Raw genomic sequence first — 19724 nt, forward strand, 5'->3', positions numbered from 1 at the left:
TGGCCCTAGCCGCAAACCTTACCCTACAGGAGATGAGAGATGACGATGGATCCATGGACCGATCTGCACGCCGCCGATGGCTTCACTTGCCCGGCTTACGTCGCCCGCCCCACCGGCCCCACGCGAGGCGCCGTGGTGGTGTTGCAGGAAATTTTTGGCGTGAACGCACACATCCGCTCAGTGGCCGATGGCTACGCGGCAGCCGGTTACCTCGCGGTGGCTCCCTCCACTTTCGCCCGGGTGCAGACCGGGGTGGAGCTGGGCTACACCGAGGCCGACATGCAGACCGGTTTCGGCCTGAAAACCGCAGTCGAGGCGCTGCCGGAGCCCGGTGTCATGGCCGACATCCAAGCGGCCATCGACCATGCCGCGCACGCCAGTGGGGGCAAGGTGGGGATCGTCGGTTATTGCTGGGGCGGGCTGCTGACCTGGCGCAGCGCCTGTTTGCTGGAAGGATTGTCGGCAGCGGTGCCGTATTACGGCGGCGGCATGACTCTGGAGGCCGAGGCCGCCCGTACGCCCCGCTGCCCGGTGCTGGCGCACTTCGCCGAGCAGGACCAGTGGATCCCCCTGGACACCGTCGCGGCCTTCCGTGACCGCCAGCCGGGCGTGGAGGTGTATACCTATCCGGCGCATCACGGTTTCAACTGCGATCAGCGCGCCTCGTACCACGCGCCGTCGGCCCAATTGGCGCGGGAGCGCACGCTCGCGTTCTTGGCACGTCACGTCGGTTGAGGCGGTTCGACAAAGGCGGTGGCCGGCGGGCCTGACGCCTGGCGTTGCCGCAACCATGCCGCCAGTTCGGCTGGGGTCAGGGCCTTGGCATAAAGCCAGCCCTGACAGGCAGCGCAGCCATGGGCCAGCAGGAAATCGCGCTGCCCGGCCGTCTCGACGCCTTCGGCGACCACCATCAAGCCCAGATCGTGCGCCATCGACAGGGTCGCGCGCACGATGGCTTCGTTCTCCGGATCGCCCGGGATTCCGTGCAGAAAGGAGCGGTCGATCTTGAGCTTGCTCAGGGGCAGCCGCTTGAGGTAGCCCAGGCTGGAATAGCCGGTGCCGAAGTCATCGAGCGACAGGCCGATGCCCATGCCGGTGATCGTCCGCATGCGTGTGCTGATCTCGCCGTTGGCTTGCACCAGCAGACTTTCGGTGATCTCCAGTTCCAGCGACATGCTGCCCATGCACAGGTCGTCGACCACCTCCAGGAGGTGATCGAGGAACTGCGGGCGTGCGAATTCGGCGGCGGAGACGTTCACGGCCACGGACATGTCGCGGAACCAGGCTGCATCCGGGCCGGTCTGCCAAGCCTGGACCTGGCGGCAGACCTCACGCAACACCCACTGCCCCAGGTTTTCGATGATGCCGCTGTCTTCAGCGATCGGGATGAATACCGAGGGCGGGACCGGCCCGAATGTCGGATGGTTCCAGCGCAACAGCGCCTCCAGGCCGATGACTTCACCCGTGGCGGCATTGACCTGAGGCTGATAGACCAGTTGCAGCTCTTCGGCGCCGGGCTCCAGCGCGAGTCTCAACCCGGCTTCCATGGCCAGACGCTGCGAGACACGCTCATGCATGTCTGCGGTGAAAAAGCGCCACTGATTGCGCCCGGCGGCCTTGGCCGCGTACATGGCAGTATCGGCATGCCGCAGCAGCTCTTCCACCGTCTCGCCATGCTCCGGGAATATCGCCACGCCCAGACTGGCCGTGACCTTGATCTGCATCCCTTCGAGCATCACCGGAACCGACAGCACCCGGGAAATCTTGCGCGCCACGGTGGCCGCGCCTTCAGGGTCGCGCAGGCCGGGCAGGAGCGCCACGAACTCGTCGCCACCGATGCGGGCCAGCACGTCGCGTGAGCGCAGGCATTCATGGATGCGCGCCCCGATGGTGACCAGCAATTGGTCGCCCTGGGTGTGGCCCAGGCTGTCGTTGATGTGCTTGAAGCGGTCCACGTCGAGGAAGATCACGCCCACCCGCTTGCCACTGTCGCGCGAGGCGGCCAGTGCGGCTTCGGCCTGCACGGTCCAGAACGGGCGGTTGGCCAGGCCTGTCAAGGCGTCGTAATGGGCCATCTGGGTCAGCGCCGCGTTGCTGTGCGCCAGCTCCTGCGTGCGCTCCGCCACCAGCTTGGCGGTGCGCCGCCCGAGGCCGGTGATGACGATCAGGAAAGCCCCGAGGATGGCGACGGCGATCAGTCCGGTGATGGAGGTGGCCCAGGCGCTGTTCTGGCCGGCCAGTCCCCAGAAGGCGGGTCCCGCTTGCAGCCTCAGGGTCCATTCGCGGTCACCGATCGCCAGCGGCCATTCCTTGATCCAGCGCTGTTCCTGCAGGCTGACGGACGGTGCGTTCTCGCAACCCTCGGGACCAGCCAGGCGCTGATTGCCCACACGCGCCGACGGGTCGTACAGGCACAGCGCGATCTGCTGGGGATCGATGCGGCCGAGAGCGGCCTCGAGTACGTCGTCCATGCGGAACACCGAGGACACCACGCCCTTGAGCCCCCGGGCCCCCGGGTGCATCGGGTCGTCGGCATGGCGTGGCTCGAACACGGCGAGATACATCACCACGCCGCGCTGCTCCCCCGACTCCTGCACCAGGCGTATGCCTTCGGTGACTGCCGGACGCTGGTTTTCCACCGTGGCACGCACCGCAGCGGCCGTGGCGGGCAGCACGCTCACATCGAGGCCCAGCACCGAACGGTTGCTCTCCAGAGGAGCCACCCAGGTGATGGGGAGGTGGCTGTCGGCCTGCGCCGCGGGCGAGATACGGCCTTCCCAGTCGCGCCCCATGATGGCGTAGCCCGGCATGCCGGGGTCCACCGCGCCTTGCTCATAAGCCAGACGACGCTCCCGGGTGATCAGCGGGCTCCAGCCGAAGTTCTGGGTGCCCGGGTAGCGGTGCAGCCAGGGTTGTGTCGCGGACTCGAAGTCCGCCTGGGACATGTGTGGGGCGAGCTCCATGAGCTTGGCGATGGCCTCGACGCTGTCCGTTTGCACGTCGAGGCGGCGTTGCAGCCGCTGGGCCAGCTCCTGCCCTGATTGGTCGAACTGATTTGCCAGTACGCGCTGGTGGCTGGCGTTGATCTGGTAAAACATCACGCCGATCAGCCCCATCGCCAGGGCCATGGGCATGGCCACCGTCAAGAGCCGGGGGCGCCAGGCTTCGGCCGGCTGACCGCAACACACCAGCACCAGCGGGGCGAACAGCACCGCACCGAGGGCATCGCCGAGCCACCAGGTGAACCAGGCGCCGGGCAGTTCGCTCCAGGGCATGGCACCGTCCACGACCAGGGCCGGCACGGAGAGCGATGCGTTGACCATCGAGCCCAGGGGCAGGCAGACGAACATCAGCATCACCACCTGCAACGGCTGGTCCAGCGCGGACGGGTAGCCGATGCGGCGGCGGATCCATTCGGCCGTGATCCAGGCCTGCGCGGCGGCCCCGAATGGCGCCACCCAGAGGGTCCAGCCCCAATCCAGACCGGCCTGGGCGTGGGCCAGCCACTGCACGGCCAGGGCCCCGGCCCACACCCCGGGCAGCACCCGGTTGCCAGCGGCCAGCACCGCGCCCACGGCGATGCCGGCGGCGATGAACAGCACCGAGATGTAGTCCGGCGGGACGGCTGCCTGCAGCGACAACCAGCCGCCCATGGCATAGGCCAGGGCGGTCAGCAGGTTGGGTGTCACGTGGTGAATCAATGCAGGAGATCCCGATTTGAACAGCGGGACTGTAGCAGCTTGCTGCAGACGGCCTTGGGGATGGCCGACCGGTTCATCTGGATAGATGGGTCAGAGGCAGCACCCCGGCCGTCTTTACCTCGCCGAGCGAGAAGCTGGTGTGCAGGTCTTTGACGTTGGGCAGGTTGATCAGGCGCTGCAGGGCGAAGCGCGAGAAACTGTCCAGGTCGGGGGAGACCACCTGGATTTCGAAGGTGCCGGCACCGCTGATGTAGTGGCAGGAGATCACTTCCGGCAGCTGGCGGATGGCCTCCTCCAAGGCCCGGGTCGCGTCGCCGGTGTTGCGCTCGGCGTCCAGTCGCACGAAGGCCAGCACGCCCAGCCCGATCTTGCGCCGATCCAGCACGGCGCGGTAGCCCGTGATGTAGCCCGCCTGTTCGAGAGCGCGCACGCGGCGCCAGCAAGGCGCTGCCGACAAACCCACCCGCTGAGCCAGTTCGGCATTGGTCAGCCGGCCGTCGGCCTGCAAATGTTGCAGGATGGCGAGGTCAAACTTGTCAAGCGTTTCCATGAGCATGCATTCTAAGGAAGAATATTTCTTCTTGCGGGTTGATCTGGATGCGAAAAGCAAAGACATTCCAGCGCACAGGGCATACACTTTGCGGTACTTTTCAGATGCGATGCGGCTGGCGATCCTGGCCGTCTCGCCAAGGCCCCGCTACCCGCGGGTTTCGCCGTTGCACCGGCCAAACGGCCGTCACTCATTGCAGGAGACAACCATGAACGCCCCCTTGCCCGAGCACATTCGCCGTGCCCTCGACACGGTCACGTTGGACGACAAATACGCCCTGGACCATGGACGGGCCTTCATGAGCGGGGTTCAGGCCCTGGTCCGGCTGCCGATGCTGCAACGCCAGCGCGATGCGTTGCAAGGCAAGAACACGGCCGGCTTCGTCAGCGGCTACCGGGGTTCGCCATTGGGCGGCTATGACCAGGCTTTGTGGAGCGCGCGCAAGCACCTGCAGGCGCAGAACATCGTGTTCCAGCCCGGCGTGAACGAGGAACTGGCCGCCACCGCGCTGTGGGGGACGCAGCAGCTCGGTTTCGCCCCGCCCGGTAGCCACCGGTTCGACGGCGTGTTCGGTATCTGGTACGGCAAGGGGCCGGGCGTGGACCGTTGCTCCGACGTGTTCAAGCACGCCAACATGGCGGGCACCACGCCCTGGGGCGGGGTCATAGCCGTGGCGGGCGACGACCACGTGGCCAAAAGCTCCACCGCCGCGCACCAGAGCGACCACATCTTCAAAGCCTGCGGGCTGCCGGTGTTTTTCCCGGCCAGCGTGCAGGAAATCCTGGACCTGGGTCTGCACGCCTGGGCCATGAGCCGCTTCGCCGGGGTGTGGACGGGCATGAAGACGATCCAGGAGATCGTCGAGTCCAGTGCCACGGCCGAGATCGACCCGCAGCGGGTGCAGATCGTCCTGCCCGATTTCGAGATGCCGCCAGGGGGCGTGCACATCCGCTGGCCCGACACCGCGCTGGAGCAGGAAGTCCGTCTCATGGACTACAAATGGTATGCCGCTCTGGCCTATGTGCGCGCCAACCGTCTCAACCACAACGTCATCGAAGGCCCGAACGACCGCTACGGCATCATCGCCAGCGGCAAAGCCTACAACGACCTGCGCCAAGCTTTGCACGATCTGGGCCTGGACGACGACACCTGCCGCCAGCTTGGCATCCGGGTGCACAAGGTGGCCGTGGTGTGGCCGCTCGAAGCCCAGACCACGCGAGAATTCGCCACCGGCCTGCGCGAGATTTTGGTGGTGGAGGAAAAGCGCCAGGTCATCGAATACCAGCTCAAGGAAGAGTTGTACAACTGGCGTCCGGACGTGCGTCCGGACGTGCTCGGCAAATTCGATGAGGTGGGCGGCGACCACAGCGGCGGCGAATGGTCCATGCCCAATCCGTCCGCGAACCAGCTGCTGCGCGCCAACGCCGACCTGTCACCCGCCATCATCGCCCGGGCCTTGGGCCGCCGCCTGAAGAAACGCGGTCTGCTGCCCGAGGGCAGCGACATCGCCGCGCGGGTCGATGCCCAGTTGGCCATCCTGGAGGCCAAGGAGCGCTCCATGCAGGTGCTCAACGCCCAGACGCCGCTGGCCGACCGCATGCCCTGGTTCTGCAGCGGCTGCCCGCACAACACCAGCACCCGCGTGCCCGAAGGATCGCGCGCCATGGCCGGCATCGGCTGCCACTTCATGACCATCTGGATGGATCGCAATACCGTCGGCTTTACCCAAATGGGCGGTGAGGGGGTGCCTTGGGTGGGGCAGCAACCCTTCAGCCACGAGCGGCACATCTTCGCCAACCTGGGCGATGGCACCTATTTCCACAGCGGTTTGCTGGCCATCCGTCAGTGCATCACGGCGGGGGTCAACATCACTTTCAAACTGCTGTACAACGACGCGGTGGCCATGACCGGCGGCCAACCCGTGGGGGAGCGGCCCGAAGGCCACAGTGTGTTGCAGATCGCGCACAGCCTGCGTGCCGAGGGCGTGGCCAAGATCACCATCGTCACCGACGAGCCCGAAAAATACCAGGGTGCCCATCACACCACGATCGGCGGCGTCACACTGAAACTGCCCGAAGGCATTGCGGTGGAGCACCGCGATCAACTGGACCGTATCCAGCGGGAATTTCGCGAGATCCCCGGCACCACCGTCATCATCTACGACCAGACCTGCGCCACCGAAAAGCGCCGCCGCCGCAAGCGCGGCACGCTGGTCGATCCGGCCAAGCGCGTCGTCATCAACGAAGCCGTGTGCGAGGGCTGTGGCGACTGCGGCGTGCAGAGCAACTGCCTGAGCGTGGAGCCGCTGGAGACCGAATTCGGGCGTAAGCGCGCCATCAACCAGAGCACCTGCAACAAGGACTATTCCTGCACCAAAGGCTTCTGCCCGAGCTTCGTGACCGTCGAAGGCGGGCAGCTGAAGAAGAAGGCCAAGGGCGCGGGCGCCGCCTCGCCGTTGGGCCTGGGTGAATTGCCCGAGCCGGTGCTGCCCAGCGCGGCACAGCCCTGGGGCATCGTGGTGGCGGGCGTGGGGGGAACCGGCGTCATCACCATCGGCCAGTTGCTCGGCATGGCCGCGCACATGGAAGGCAAGGGCATCGTCACGCAGGACGCGGCGGGCCTGGCCCAAAAGGGCGGCGCCACCTGGAGCCATGTGCTGATCGCCGACCGGCAGGAAGACATACGCACCACCCGCGTCAGCATGGCTGGCGCCGACCTGATCCTGGGTTGCGACCCGATCGTGGCGGCGGGCAAGGAAACCGCGCTGCGCATGTGGGAGGGCCGCACTCATGTGGCGCTGAACACCCATGCCACGCCCACCGCGGCCTTCGTGAAAAACGGCTGCTGGCAGAATCCGGCCGAGCAGTGCGTGGCCAGCATCGCGCAGGCGGTCGGGTTGGACGCCGTGGGGGCTTTTGACGCCGACGCCGTGGCCACGAAGCTGATGGGCGACAGCATCTTCATCAACCCCATGGTGCTGGGCTATGCCTGGCAGCGCGGCTGGATTCCGCTGCACCGTGAGTCGCTGATGCGGGCCATCGAGCTCAACGGCGTGGCCGTGGAGCAGAACAAGACCGCGTTCGAATGGGGCCGTCAGGCCGCCCACGATTGGGCCAGGGTCAAGGCCCTGTTGGCGCCGGCTCAGGTGATCGAATTCAAGCCGCGCGACACGCTCGACAGCCTGCTGCGCCGTCGCGTCGCTTTCCTGACCGACTACCAGAACGCCGCCTACGCCCAGCGCTACGAGGCGTTCGTGCGCCGGGTGCAGCAGGCCGAAACCGCCGCCATGGGGCCGGGCAAATCGGCGCTGGCCGAGGCCGTGGCGCGGCAACTGTTCCGCCTCATGGCCTACAAAGACGAATACGAGGTGGCCCGCCTCTACACCGACGGCGCATTCCAGCAGAAGCTGGCCGAGCAGTTCGAGGGTGATTACACCTTGCGCTTTCATTTGGCGCCGCCTTTGCTGGCGAAAAAGAACGAAAAGGGCGAACTGATCAAACAGACCTACGGCCCCTGGATGCTGAAAGCCTTCGGCCTGTTGGCCAAGCTCAAGGGTTTGCGGGGCACGGCACTGGATGTGTTCGGCTACACCGAGGAGCGCCGCACCGAGCGCGCATTGATTGGTGAGTACCTGGACCTGATGGAGGAGGTGATCGGTCAGCTCGATGCCTCCCGCTACGCCCTCGCGTTGGACATTGCCCAGGTGCCCGAACTCATCAAGGGCTTTGGCCACGTGAAGGAGCGCAACCTGCGCGCCGCACGCGAGCGCTGGCAGGCACTGCTGGAGCGCTGGCGCGAGCCGCAGCGGTCACCAGGCAGCGGGCAGCGCCAGGCGGCCTGAGAGTCCGGTGTTCATGCCCCGGCCCGGTTCGCTCTAGACTTGCGGGTTTTTCTGGAGCAAGGGAGCGGGTATGGCGGTGGGCGTGGCGTTCGCGTTGGCGGCGGGGCTGTTGTGGGGGCTGGTCTTCGTCGCACCGCTGATGTTGCCGGATTATCCCGCGGTGCTGCAGGCCGTCGGGCGCTACCTGGCGTTCGGTCTGCTCTGCCTGCCGCTGGCGTGGATGGATCGTCGCCACCTGCGCGGCCTCACCCGGGCCGACTGGGTCGAGGCGCTCAAGCTGGCCGCCATCGGCAACCTGCTGTACTACACCTTTTTGGCCAGCTCCATCCAGCGCACCGGAGGGCCACTGACCACCATGCTGATCGGCACCCTGCCGGTGGTGATCGCGGTGGCCGCCAACGGGCGCAACGCCCGGCGCGACGGACGCCTGCCGTGGGGGCGCCTGGTCTGGCCGTTGGGGCTCATGCTGGCCGGCATTGCGCTGGTCAATCACGTGGAGATGGGGGCGGTGCAGGCGCAGGACGATGCCTCGTTGGCCCGCTATGCCCTCGGCGCTCTCCTGGCCGTCGGAGCGGTGGCGTGCTGGACCTGGTACCCCCTGCGCAATGCCGACTGGTTGCGCGACCACCCTGGCCGCAGCCCGCGCGCCTGGGCGACTGCCCAGGGGCTGGCGACTCTGCCCCTGGCCCTGCTGGGTTACGCCTTGCTGTGGGGCTGGATGGGGTTGTCCGGCGCCGCATTCGAGATGCCGCTGGGGCCAGACCCATTCTTGTTCGTGGCGCTGATGGTCTCCGTCGGCCTGCTGGCCTCCTGGCTGGGGACGCTGTGCTGGAACGAGTCGAGCCAACGCCTGCCCACTGCCCTGGCCGGGCAGCTCATCGTGTTCGAGACACTGGCCGGGCTGCTCTATGCCTATCTGTGGCGCGGCGAGTGGCCATCCGGGCTCACCTGGCTCGGAATCGCCGCACTCGTGGCCGGGGTGTTGTGGGCGGTGCGGATCAAGCCGGTGCCGGTCGTTGCAGAGGCCCATGCCCACTGAATTCCGCGGTGGCCGAGCATCCGTTCGAGCGGCATTTTCCCCTCCTGGCGCAGCCGGTTAAAATGTTCTGTTATTCGAGGTGGGTCATGCAGCCCGCCGTGTCAGAGACCGTCATCCACAGGAAACACCGTGTTCATTTCTCCCGCTTACGCCCAAGCCGCTGGCGACTCCCCCTCCACCTTGCTGAGCCTGCTGCCGCTGGTGCTCATGTTCGTGGTGCTGTACTTCGTCATGATCCGTCCGCAGATGAAGCGCCAGAAAGAGCACAAGGCCATGGTCGAGGCCCTGGCCAAGGGCGATGAGGTGGTCACGGCTGGCGGGTTGTTGGGCAAGGTCTCCAAGATCGGTGACCCCTACATCGGGGTGGAACTTGCCCACGGCGTGGAAGTCCAGATGCAAAGAACCGCCGTGGTACAGGTCCTGCCCAAGGGTACCGTCCAGTAACGGCTGACCAGACCGATCTCTCCTGCCGGCTGGGCCTGTGCCCGGCCGTTTGGTTTTTCCCGGAGCCTTCCGCTCATGAACCGATACCCCCTGTGGAAGTACGCGATCCTCGTGGTTGCGTTCATCATCGCCACGCTCTACACCCTGCCCAATTTCTACGGTGAGGCGCCGGCGGTGCAAATCTCCGCGGGCAAGCCCTCGGTTCGTCTGGACGAGGCGACCGTGGCGCAGGTCGAGCGCATCCTGGCCGAGCAGAACATCACCCCGGCCGCCATCCAGTTCGACGGACAGTCGATCCGGGTCCGCTTCGAGAGCACCGATACCCAGATCCTGGCGCGCGACGCCATCGAGCGCGCCCTCAACCCGGATCCGGCCGATCTGACGTACGTGGTGGCGCTCAACCTGTTGCCGCGGACACCGGCGTGGCTGCAGGCGATCAACGCCCAGCCGATGTACCTGGGGCTGGACCTGCGCGGCGGCGTGCATTTCCTGCTGCAGGTGGACATGCCCGGGGCCCTGGAGAAGCGTGCCGAGGTGCTGGCCAGCGACATGCGCACCACGCTGCGCGACCGCAATATCCGCCACGGCGGCATCCACCGGGAAGGGCAGTCCATCGAGCTGCGCTTTCGCGATGCCGAAACCCAGGCTGCTGCGCTGCGCGTGCTGGAAGACCAGTTCCCCGAGCTGCAGTTCGAACGCACCACCGATGGAGCCGACCTCAAGCTGGTGGGCACCCTGCGCGCCGATGCGGCGCGCCGCATCCAGGAACAGGCGCTGCGCCAGAACATCACCACGCTGAACAACCGCATCAACGAGCTCGGCGTGGCCGAACCCATCATCCAGCAGCAGGGGGCAGACCGCATCGTGGTGCAACTGCCCGGCGTGCAGGACACCGCCAAGGCCAAGGACATCCTGGGCCGTACCGCCACGCTGGAGGTGCGCCTGGTGGACGAAAGCCCCGAAGGCCTGGCCGCCGAGCGCGGCATCGGCCCGGTGCCCTTCGGCTCCGAGCGCCATCTGGATCGCAATGGGCAGCCCGTGATCACCCGCCGCGAAGTGCTGCTCACCGGCGAGAACCTCACCGACGCCCAGGCCGGCTTCGACAGCCAGACCCAGGAGCCCGCGGTACACCTCACGCTCGACGCCAAGGGCGCGCGCATTTTCCGCGACGTCACGCGCGAGAACGTGGGCAGGCGCATGGCCATCCTGCTGTTCGAGCGCGGCCGTGGCGAGGTGGTCACCGCCCCGGTGATCCGCACCGAAATCGGCGGCGGTCGGGTGCAGATTTCGGGCCGCATGACCACCGCCGAGGCGGCCGATATCGCCCTGCTGCTGCGCTCGGGATCGCTGGCGGCACCGATGGACATCATCGAGGAGCGCACCATCGGGCCCAGTCTGGGGGCCGAGAACATCCAGATGGGCTTCAACAGCGTGAAGTGGGGCTTCATCGTCGTGGTGGCCTTCATGAGCGTGTACTACATGCTGTTCGGGGTCATTTCGAGCATCGCGCTGGCTTTCAACCTCATGTTGCTGGTGGCCGTGCTCTCGATGCTGCAAGCCACGCTCACCCTGCCCGGCATGGCGGCGATGGCGCTGGCGCTCGGCATGGCGATCGACGCCAACGTGCTGATCAATGAACGGATACGCGAGGAGTTGCGCAACGGCTCCGCGCCCCAGACGGCGATCAACACCGGCTACGACAACGCCTGGGGCACCATCCTGGACTCCAACATCACCTCGCTGCTGGCCGGGTTGGCGCTGTTGACTTTCGGCTCCGGGCCGGTGCGCGGTTTTGCGGTGGTGCACTGCATCGGCATCCTCACCAGCATGTTCTCGGCCGTGTTCTTCTCGCGCGGTCTGGTCAATGCCTGGTACGGCCGCCAGAAGAAACTCAAGAGTCTGTCGATCGGCACCGTCTGGCGTGGCGACGACGCGGGCCAGCGTGGCCTCAAGGCCGATTGAACGGGGGTTGATCACATGGAGTTTTTCCGCATCAAGAAAGACATCCCGTTCATGCGGCACGCGGTGCTGCTGAACGCGATTTCCATCACCGCCTTCGTGCTGGCGGTGTTCTTCCTCGTCACGCGCGGGCTCAACCTGTCGGTCGAATTCACGGGCGGCACGGTTATTGAGGTGGCCTACGAGCAGCCTGCCGATCTCGCGGCGATCCGCCAAGTGATCGCGGGCCTCGGTTACGCTGAAGTGCCGGTACAGAACTTCGGTACCTCCCGCGATGTGCTCATGCGATTGCCGCTGGTCGAGGGGCAGACCTCGGGCCAGCAAAGCGAGATCGTGCTCGCTGCCTTGCGGGCGCACGATCCGTCGGTGGAGCTGCGTCGCACCGAGTTCGTCGGCCCGCAGGTGGGACGGGAATTGGCCGAAGACGGTCTGATGGCCCTGGCCTTCGTCATCCTGGGCATCATGGTCTATCTGGCGTTTCGCTTCGAATGGAAATACGCCGTCGCCGCCATCGTGGCCAACCTGCACGACGTCATCATCGTGCTCGGCTTCTTTGCCTTCTTTCAGTGGGAGTTCTCGTTGGCGGTGCTGGCGGCGGTGCTGGCGGTGCTGGGCTATTCGGTGAACGAATCGGTGGTGATCTTCGACCGCATCCGCGAAACTTTCCGGCGTCAGCGCAAGATGAGCACGCGCGAGGTGATCGACCATGCCATCACGCGCACCATGAGTCGCACGGCCATCACCCACGGCTCGACCGAGGTCATGGTGGTGTCCATGCTGTTGTTCGGGGGGCCCACGCTGTTCTATTTCGCGCTGGCCCTGACCATCGGCATTCTGTTCGGTATCTATTCCTCGATCTTCGTGGCTTCCGCCATGGCCATGTGGCTGGGCGTGCGGCGCGAGGACCTGATCAAGCCGACCAAGAAAGTCGAAGACCCCGACGACCCGAACGCCGGGGCTGCGGTCTGAGCAGCGTGCGGTCTCACAGGCCGCCCGATTCCCGCCTTCAGCCGCGTATCAAGCGCTGGAAGCGACCGCCCGGCAAGCGTTGTACCAGACCGTCGAGCTCCCATTCCAGCAAGCGGGCTTGCAGCGTCGCTGTGTCCATGCCGGTGCGGGCCTGCAAGGCATCGAATCCGACGGGATCGAAGCCCAGGGCTTGGAGCAGTGGGCTGTCTGGCGGGGTTTCGGTGGCGGAGGCGGGGGAGCGGCGGGCGTCGGCCGGTGGCAGCACATAGCGCAGGTCTTCCAGGATGTCCTGAGCCGATTCGACCAGCTTGGCGCCCTGCCGGATCAGGGCGTGGCAGCCCCGGGACTGAGGTGCATGGATGGAGCCCGGAATGGCAAACACCTCGCGCCCCATCTGGAGCGCCCATTCCGCCGTGATCAGCGAACCCGAGCGCAGCGCGGCCTCGACCACCAGCGTGCCTTGCGCCAGACCGGCGATGATGCGGTTGCGCCGCGGGAAATTCGGCGCCAGCGGCGGGGTGCCCAGCGGGTATTCGCTCACGAGGGCGCCTTGCCCTGCGATGCGGTGCGCGAGTTCGAAGTGCCGCTTGGGATACACCCGGTCCAGCCCGGTGCCGACCACCGCCACGGTGGGCGCACCGCTGTCCAGCGCTCCCAGATGGGCCGCGCCATCGACGCCGAGCGCCAGGCCGGAGACGATGCACACCCCTGCCTGCCCGAGCGCATGCGCGAACTGGCGTGCGTTCTCCGCACCTTGCGGGGTGGGATTGCGGCTGCCCACCACGGCCACCATGCGCGGGTGGTTGAGGGCGTCGAGGTCGCCCTGCACATAGAGCAGCAGCGGCGGATCCTCGGTTTGCAGCAGGGCCGGTGGGTAGGCGGCGTCTGCGAGCGTGACGATGTGACGCCCGGTGTCGGCAGCGCACCACTCCAGGGTCTGGCGCAGCCGGGCCTCGACCTCGGGTGTCGGGGTTGACAGGGCTTGTGCGAGGCGTTCGCCGACGAGGCGGGACAGCGTTGCCTGCGTGGCCGAGAACACCGCCTCCGGCGGCCCCAGCGCGGCGAGCAGCTTGCGCCCCGTCGCGGGACCCACTCCCGGGGTGGCGGTCAGGCGCAACCAGGCGTCGAGTGCGTCGGGCAACATGCGCTTCGTCAGGGATTGACGAAGCGGTCGCCCACCTTCACGCCATCGGTGATCTGCAGCACCAGCGCATAAGACACCCGGTCGAAGGTCCGGAACACCATCATCAGGCCGTTGCGTTCACCGGGCAACAGCAGGGCGGGGCGGGTTGCATCGGTGGTGTCGGTCAGGCGCTCGGTGTCCTTGAGGATGGCCAGCACATGGCCGCGCTCCAGCCCGTCGCGGGCGCCGCGGTTGATCACCACGATCTGGTTCTGGCCGCTGAAACGCAAGGCATTGCCGTAGGCCTTGACGATCTGCCCCGACTGGGCCGACGCAGGCGCGCGCGGCACGTACACAGGGACCTCCCGCAGGGGTTCGGGCAGCAGGCGGTCGCCGACACGGATTTCCTCGCGCGACAGGATGATGTCGATGGTCGCCGGCTCAACCTTCACCTGCACACCGTCCGGGCCGTCGACTTCGCGCAGCACCTCGCTGCGCACGAGTTGTGACTGGCCGATGAACTGGGCTTCGTAGCCCAGCGTTTCGCCGGTGGACGGGTCGATCAGTGGCGTTGCGTTGCGGTAGATGCGATGCACGAGCGGACGTCCGCCGTCGGTGGTCAGTGCCACGCCGTCCAAAGCGTCGGCGGTTCCGTATTGACCACGCGCGTAGGCCCGATCACCGCGGCTGAGCAGCACCCTGCCTTCCTGGGTGGCCACGATGCGCGGGGCGCGGGCGTGTTCGGCCTCATCCACGACCAGCGACTCGGTCAGGAACGGTTCGATGGCGTTGAGCGGGATCGGCGGCACGGCGGCGTCGGCCAGGCTTTCGGCGCGGATGCGCGGCGATACCTTGACCGTGGGCAGACCGGCCGCATCCGATTCGAACGTGAGGATGGCGCGGTCGCCGATGCGCGTGAGCACCAGCACCTGACCCGGGAAGATCAGGTGCGGGTTGCGGATCTGGTCCATGTTCATGCCCCACAGCTCGGGCCAGCGCCAGGGCCGCTGCAGGAAAAGGCCCGAGATGCCCCACAGCGTGTCGCCCCGCTGGATGGTGTAGCGTTCGGGTGCGTTGGGTGACAGCTCACTCAGTGGCACGCCGGCCTGGGCCACCTGTTGCGCGGTGCTGCGCTGCCCGGGGGTGATGGGGTAGTTCGGGAAGGTCTGTGCGGCGGCCGACTGACTGCCCAGCAGCGCGGCGGCGAGCATCCAGGGCAGGGCATGGCGCCAGACCGGTGTGGCCACACAGGCGTTGAGGCGCGAATCGGCAAGACGAGGGTTCATACGCATGGGGGTGCCCTGAAGTCGCGCCTGGAGGGATGAACGCAAGCGCACATCGTCCTCCCCCCGGTCACGGTGTTTGGTGGTGAAATCACTGGAGATTTTGCGATCAAGCCCTATTTATGGCAATGATATCCCTTGCCGCAGGCTGCATCCGGGCCGGAAAGTGGCGAAAATAACCACAAGCAACGGCCTGCGAGCGGCCCCATGTCTTTTTGTCCCGATGAACGAACCTGAACTGCTGACGATCCTGCGCTATCCCGACCCCCGCCTGCACAAGGTGGCCAAGCCGATCGCGGCGGTCGATGACCGGGTGCGGGCCCTGATTCCACGCATGCTGGCCACCATGTACCACGCCAACGGCATTGGGCTGGCAGCCACCCAGGTGGACGTTCACGAGCGTCTCATCGTGATCGATGTGAGCGAAGAGCGCAACCAGCCCATGGTCCTGATCAACCCCGAGCTCGAATGGGCCAGCGAGGACAAGCGCAAGGGCGAAGAAGGCTGCCTCTCGGTACCGGGCATTTACGACGGTGTGGAGCGGTCCGTGGCGGTGCGCGTGCGGGCACTCGATGGCGAGGGGCGGCCTCGCACCATCGAGGCCGAGGGGTTGCTCGCGGTCTGTATCCAGCACGAGATGGATCACCTCATGGGCAAGGTGTTCGTCGAGTATCTGTCACCGCTCAAGCGCAACCGCATCAAGAGCAAGCTCCTGAAGGCCGAGCGCGAAGCGGCCCGGTGAAGGAGGCGGCATGAACGTGGTGTTTGCCGGCACGCCGGTGTTTGCGGCCGTGGCCTTGCGTGCCCTGCTGGCGGCCGGTTTCCAGGTGCCCCTCGTGCTGACCCAGCCCGACCGTCCGGCGGGCCGAGGCATGAAGCTGCAAGGCTCGCCCGTCAAGCAACTGGCGCAGGAGCACGGTATCGCCGTGGCACAACCGCGCGGCCTGCGGCTCGATGGCCGATATCCGGATGACGCCGCCGCCGCGCGCGAGGCGTTGCAGGCGGCAGGCGCCGATGTCATGGTGGTGGCGGCGTATGGCTTGATCCTTCCCGCCTGGGTGCTGAGCGCGCCCCGCCTGGGTTGCCTCAACATCCACGCCTCGTTGCTGCCACGCTGGCGTGGCGCGGCACCGATCCACCGGGCCATCGAGGCGGGGGACGTCGAAACCGGGATCACCATCATGCAAATGGACGAAGGGTTGGACACGGGCGACATTGTGCTGGCTGAGCCGCTCCCCATTCTCGACCACGACACCACCGGCTCGCTGCACGACCGTCTGGCCGCTCTGGGTGGGCGTCTGATCGTCGAGGCGCTGGAGCTGGCGGCATGCGGGGGGCTGCGCCCCCGGCCGCAACCGGCGGCGGGTGTGACCTACGCGCAGAAAATCGACAAACACGAGGCCGCGATCGACTGGCGCCGCCCAGCCGCCCAGATTGAGCGTCAGATCCGCGCTTTCAACCCGGCCCCTGGGGCCTGGACCACCGACCCTTCCGGAGGCGTGGTCAAGGTCTGGGCGGCGGCGGTGGAGCCGCTGGTGTCAGAGGCCGCACCCGGCACGGTGCTGTCTGCCCAAGGGTGCCTACGCGTGCAAACGGGCGATGGGGCGTTGCGGCTGCTCGAGCTCCAGCGCGCCGGCGGGCGGCGTCTGGCCGTGGCCGAATTCCTGCGTGGGCATCCCTGGCCCGACACCGCGGTGCTCGGTGGCGGGCCGCTGGTCTCCTGACATGTTCTGGCGCGTCCTGTACCGTCGTCAACCCGAGTTCTGGGAGGGTGTGCGCGATCAGGCTGGCGTGGCCACGGGCATCGCGGCGTGGGGCTTGATGACGGGTGTCGCCATGGTCAAGGCGGGTTTGAGCGTCTTTGAGGCGTCCGCCATGACCTTGCTGGTCTATGCCGGCAGCGCCCAGCTCACGGCCGTGCCCCTGATGGCCTCGGGGGCCCCGATGTGGGTGATTCTGGCGGCGGCCTTTTGTGTCAACCTGCGCTTTGTGGTGTTTTCTGCGCACCTTCGGCCCTACGTCATGCACATGCCGTTGCGCGAACGCCTGGCCACCGGCTATGTGACGGGTGACCTGAGTTATGTCTTTTTCGCTCGCCGCTACCCGCACCCTGGCCGGTCGCTGGAGGAACGGGTGCGCCAGCAGGCCTATCTGGCGGGCAACTGCGCGGTGAATTATGTGGCGTGGATGCTGGCCAGCTTGATCGGCATCGCGCTGGCGCATGTGATTCCGGCCCAATGGGGGCTGGGCTTTGCAGGCATCCTGGCTTTGCTGGGGGTGGGGTGCTCGCTGGCCACGTCGCGCCTGCGCATCGTGTCGGCCGGGGTGGCGGGCGCGGCGGCCATCGCTGCCTGGGCTTTGCCGCTGAAGCTCAACATCGTGGTGGCGATTGCGGCAGCGGTGGCCATTTGCCTCGTGATCGAGGCCCACGGCCCGCGCTGGCTGCGGGGTCAACCGGTGCCGCCCCATGGTTGATGTCGATCCCTGGACCATGCTGGTGATCGTCGCCCTGGCGCTGGTCACGGTGCTCACGCGCGGTTTCTTTTTCATCTCCGAACGCGATTGGACGTTGCCGCGTTGGGCCGAGCGGGGGCTGCAGTACGCACCCATCGCGGCGCTGGCCGCCGTGGTGATTCCGGAAGTGATTGCCGATCAGGGGCAGCTCATCGATACCTGGCGCGATGCCCGGTTGTTCGCGGCCGTCGCCGGTGCAGGCTGGTTCTTCTGGCGCGGCGGGGTGCTGGGCACCATCGTCACGGGCATGGCGGTGTACTTGCCGCTGCGTCTGGCGCTGGGCTGGTGAGATCGCCGCCCGGTGTGCCGAAGGCGGTCGGCGCAGAGATGTCGCGCTTGGCCTGACCCACGCAATGCGCCATGACCGCGCACAGTTCACGTTGTTGAACCGGCTTGGCCAGGAAGGCGTTCATGCCGGCCGCACGTGCCCGGTCCTGTGCTTCGTTCATCACGTCGGCCGTCAGGGCGATGATCGGCACCTGCGATCGGGGGCCGCTCAGGGCACGGATGTGCTGGGTACAGGTCAAGCCGTCCATTTCGGGCATGTGGACATCCATGAGGATGAGGTCGAAATCGTGGCGGGCGGCGAGCTCGAGCGCGGCGCGACCGTTGTCGGCGAAGGTGACCTGGTGCCCGAGTTTGTCGAGCAGCATGCCGATGAATTTGCGGTTCACCGGGTGGTCCTCTGCCACCAGGACCCGCAGCGGGGCAGGGGCGGAGGCGGGAGTCTGCGCAGGGGTGACGGCCGCGCCGCTCGCTTGGGGTCCTGCGATCGGGGGCGGGGGCAGGGGTGGCGGTGGAGGCTGTGTCGGACGGGCGAAGACCGCAGGGGGCGCCGAGTGGACCGGTGTGGCTGGAGCCGCGCAGACCGGCGTGGTCAGCGTGACCACGAAGACCGAACCCTGGCCGCGCTGACTCGTGACCGTGATGTCCCCACCCATCATGCGGGCCAGGGTGCGCGAGATCTCCAGCCCCAATCCACTGCCTCCGTAGCGCCGCGTGGTGCTGTCGTCGCCCTGGCGGAAGCGCTGGAACAGGCCGGACAGGGTGGCCGGGTCCATGCCGATGCCGGTGTCGGCAACGGTGAGGGTCCACAGCGCTCGCTGGCCATCGCTCAGGCAGTCCACGCTCAGTCGCACTTCTCCTCGGTCGGTGAATTTGATGGCGTTGTTGAGCAGGTTGAGCAGGATTTGGCGGATGCGCTTGGCATCGGCCTCGACCCACTGCGGGCACTGTGCCGCCACGCTCAGGGGCATGGACAGGCCTTTGCGTTGGCCCTGGGCTTGCACGAGCCGGTGCACCTCGGTGATGACGGCCGTCATGCACACCGGCTCGGGCTGGATTTTCATGCGGCCGGCGTCCAGGGCCGAGAGGTCGAGCAGGTCATTGAGCAGGCTCAGCAGGTGTTCGGCCGAGGCGCGGGCGGTGACGAGCTGGTCGCGCTGCTGCGGGGTGAGTGCGCTGTCTTCGAGCATGTCGAGCATGCCGAGCATGCCATTGAAGGGCGTGCGCAACTCGTGGCTCATGTTGGCGAGAAACTGGCTTTTGGCCAGGTTGGCCTGGTCAGCCTGCTCCTTGGCCTGGACCAACGCCGCGTTGAGCGCTTCGAGCTCGCGTCGCTCTCTGAGCTGGCGGCGCTGGCGCAGCAAAAGGCTGACCGATGCCGTCAACAGGATGAGGATCTGCACGCCCACCAACCAGGCGATCCAGCGGTTTTGCTGGCGCACCACGCGCAGTTGCTGCTCCATCAGGTGCGTCACCAGGCTGTTGGCCGCGAAGCTCAGGGATTGCACGTCCGGCCCCAAGGCGTTCATCGTGTCGAGCACGCGCTGCAATTCGCTCAGATGCCGAGCCGGGTCGGCCATGGGGCCGTCGGCCAGCAACAGCAGGGCCTCGAGTTTCGGGACGGTTTCCTGATACTCCCGCCGCTGGGTCAGCTTCTGGATGCTCGGGTTGTTGCGCAGCAGGCCGATGCGGCTGGCCAGGATGTCGTAGCGCAGCATCAGTTGGTTCCAGTCGGTCTGCTCGGGACGGGCCAAGGCCAGCCCCAGTTCGCTGCGCAAGCGCAGGAATTCGCGTTCGAGCTGGAAAGTGAGAGAAGTGACCGAGTCGGCCTGCAGCCGGGCGGTGGTTTCGACCGTTTCGGACTGACGCCAAAACACCAGCGTCATCACCGCCAGCCCCACGGCCAGCGCCAGCGTGGTGAAGGCCAGCCACAACAAGAACCGGCGGCCATCTTTGCGTTCGGGCATGTGCTTGGCGATCGGTTATGGATGGTGTTCAAAACTCTGTCGCCCGTGG

At 66.8% G+C, this 19724-nt stretch carries 15 protein-coding genes; 10 read left to right on the forward strand and 5 right to left on the reverse strand.

The window, feature by feature from the left end; genetic code table 11:
- Positions 1 to 45 precede the first annotated feature (45 nt).
- Positions 46 to 735, forward strand: coding sequence for a dienelactone hydrolase family protein (locus tag HZS63_RS05690; RefSeq protein ID WP_180683166.1), 690 nt, complete (start codon positions 46 to 48; stop codon positions 733 to 735).
- Here the strand turns inward: HZS63_RS05690 and HZS63_RS05695 are convergent.
- Together HZS63_RS05695 and HZS63_RS05700 are read right to left on the reverse strand one after the other, a co-directional pair.
- Complete coding sequence (locus HZS63_RS05695) at positions 723 to 3689, reverse strand: EAL domain-containing protein (protein WP_180683083.1); 2967 nt, start codon at positions 3687 to 3689, stop codon at positions 723 to 725. The two genes, HZS63_RS05690 and HZS63_RS05695, sit on opposite strands and share 13 nt — an antisense overlap.
- Before the next feature lie 85 nt (positions 3690 to 3774).
- A complete protein-coding gene (locus tag HZS63_RS05700) occupies positions 3775 to 4251 on the reverse strand; it encodes an Lrp/AsnC family transcriptional regulator (protein ID WP_180683084.1) in 477 nt (158 codons plus the stop codon).
- Between the two features lie 208 nt (positions 4252 to 4459).
- On the opposite strand from HZS63_RS05700, the gene HZS63_RS05705 reads away from it, so the two are divergent.
- The 5 genes from HZS63_RS05705 to secF all read left to right on the forward strand — a co-directional run bounded on the left by HZS63_RS05705 (position 4460) and on the right by secF (position 12503).
- A complete protein-coding gene (locus tag HZS63_RS05705) occupies positions 4460 to 8092 on the forward strand; it encodes an indolepyruvate ferredoxin oxidoreductase family protein (RefSeq protein ID WP_180683085.1) in 3633 nt (1210 codons plus the stop codon).
- A gap of 70 nt (positions 8093 to 8162) precedes the next feature.
- Positions 8163 to 9131, forward strand: coding sequence for a DMT family transporter (locus tag HZS63_RS05710; RefSeq protein ID WP_180683086.1), 969 nt, complete (start codon positions 8163 to 8165; stop codon positions 9129 to 9131).
- Positions 9132 to 9260: 129 nt separating this feature from the next.
- A complete protein-coding gene (gene yajC / locus HZS63_RS05715; protein WP_180683087.1) occupies positions 9261 to 9575 on the forward strand; it encodes a preprotein translocase subunit YajC in 315 nt (104 codons plus the stop codon).
- Between the two features lie 75 nt (positions 9576 to 9650).
- Positions 9651 to 11537, forward strand: a complete 1887-nt coding sequence (secD, locus tag HZS63_RS05720; RefSeq protein WP_180683088.1) for a protein translocase subunit SecD — start codon at positions 9651 to 9653, stop codon at positions 11535 to 11537.
- Between the two features lie 15 nt (positions 11538 to 11552).
- Complete coding sequence (gene secF, locus HZS63_RS05725) at positions 11553 to 12503, forward strand: protein translocase subunit SecF (protein WP_180683089.1); 951 nt, start codon at positions 11553 to 11555, stop codon at positions 12501 to 12503.
- 37 nt (positions 12504 to 12540) lie between these two features.
- Here secF and dprA read toward each other — a convergent pair whose 3' ends face one another.
- Positions 12541 to 13647: a DNA-processing protein DprA gene (gene dprA, locus HZS63_RS05730; RefSeq protein WP_180683090.1), complete on the reverse strand. Its 1107-nt coding sequence runs from the start codon at positions 13645 to 13647 to the stop codon at positions 12541 to 12543.
- A gap of 8 nt (positions 13648 to 13655) precedes the next feature.
- Complete coding sequence (locus tag HZS63_RS05735; protein WP_180683167.1) at positions 13656 to 14837, reverse strand: LysM peptidoglycan-binding domain-containing protein; 1182 nt, start codon at positions 14835 to 14837, stop codon at positions 13656 to 13658.
- 295 nt (positions 14838 to 15132) lie between these two features.
- Between HZS63_RS05735 and def the strand changes: the two genes are divergently transcribed.
- Genes def through HZS63_RS05755 form a run of 4 tightly spaced genes read left to right on the forward strand, consistent with a single transcriptional unit; the run spans position 15133 to position 17712 of the window.
- The gene (def, locus tag HZS63_RS05740) at positions 15133 to 15651 is read left to right on the forward strand and encodes a peptide deformylase (protein WP_180683091.1); all 519 of its coding nucleotides are present in this window, start codon (positions 15133 to 15135) and stop codon (positions 15649 to 15651) included.
- Between the two features lie 10 nt (positions 15652 to 15661).
- On the forward strand, positions 15662 to 16633 hold the full coding sequence (fmt, locus tag HZS63_RS05745; protein ID WP_180683092.1) for a methionyl-tRNA formyltransferase: 972 nt from the start codon (positions 15662 to 15664) through the stop codon (positions 16631 to 16633).
- A 1-nt stretch (position 16634) separates the two neighbouring features.
- Positions 16635 to 17384 (forward strand): AzlC family ABC transporter permease, encoded by a 750-nt coding sequence (locus HZS63_RS05750; protein WP_180683093.1) that lies wholly within the window; start codon positions 16635 to 16637, stop codon positions 17382 to 17384.
- On the forward strand, positions 17377 to 17712 hold the full coding sequence (locus HZS63_RS05755; protein ID WP_180683094.1) for an AzlD domain-containing protein: 336 nt from the start codon (positions 17377 to 17379) through the stop codon (positions 17710 to 17712). Before HZS63_RS05750 ends, HZS63_RS05755 begins: the two co-directional genes overlap by 8 nt.
- On the opposite strand, the gene HZS63_RS05760 is transcribed toward HZS63_RS05755, so the two are convergent.
- Positions 17663 to 19675 (reverse strand): ATP-binding protein, encoded by a 2013-nt coding sequence (locus tag HZS63_RS05760; RefSeq protein WP_180683095.1) that lies wholly within the window; start codon positions 19673 to 19675, stop codon positions 17663 to 17665. The genes HZS63_RS05755 and HZS63_RS05760 overlap by 50 nt on opposite strands.
- Positions 19676 to 19724: the final 49 nt, after the last annotated feature.

The organism is Tepidicella baoligensis (assembly GCF_013432195.1).
Classification (GTDB): domain Bacteria; phylum Pseudomonadota; class Gammaproteobacteria; order Burkholderiales; family Burkholderiaceae_C; genus Tepidicella; species Tepidicella baoligensis.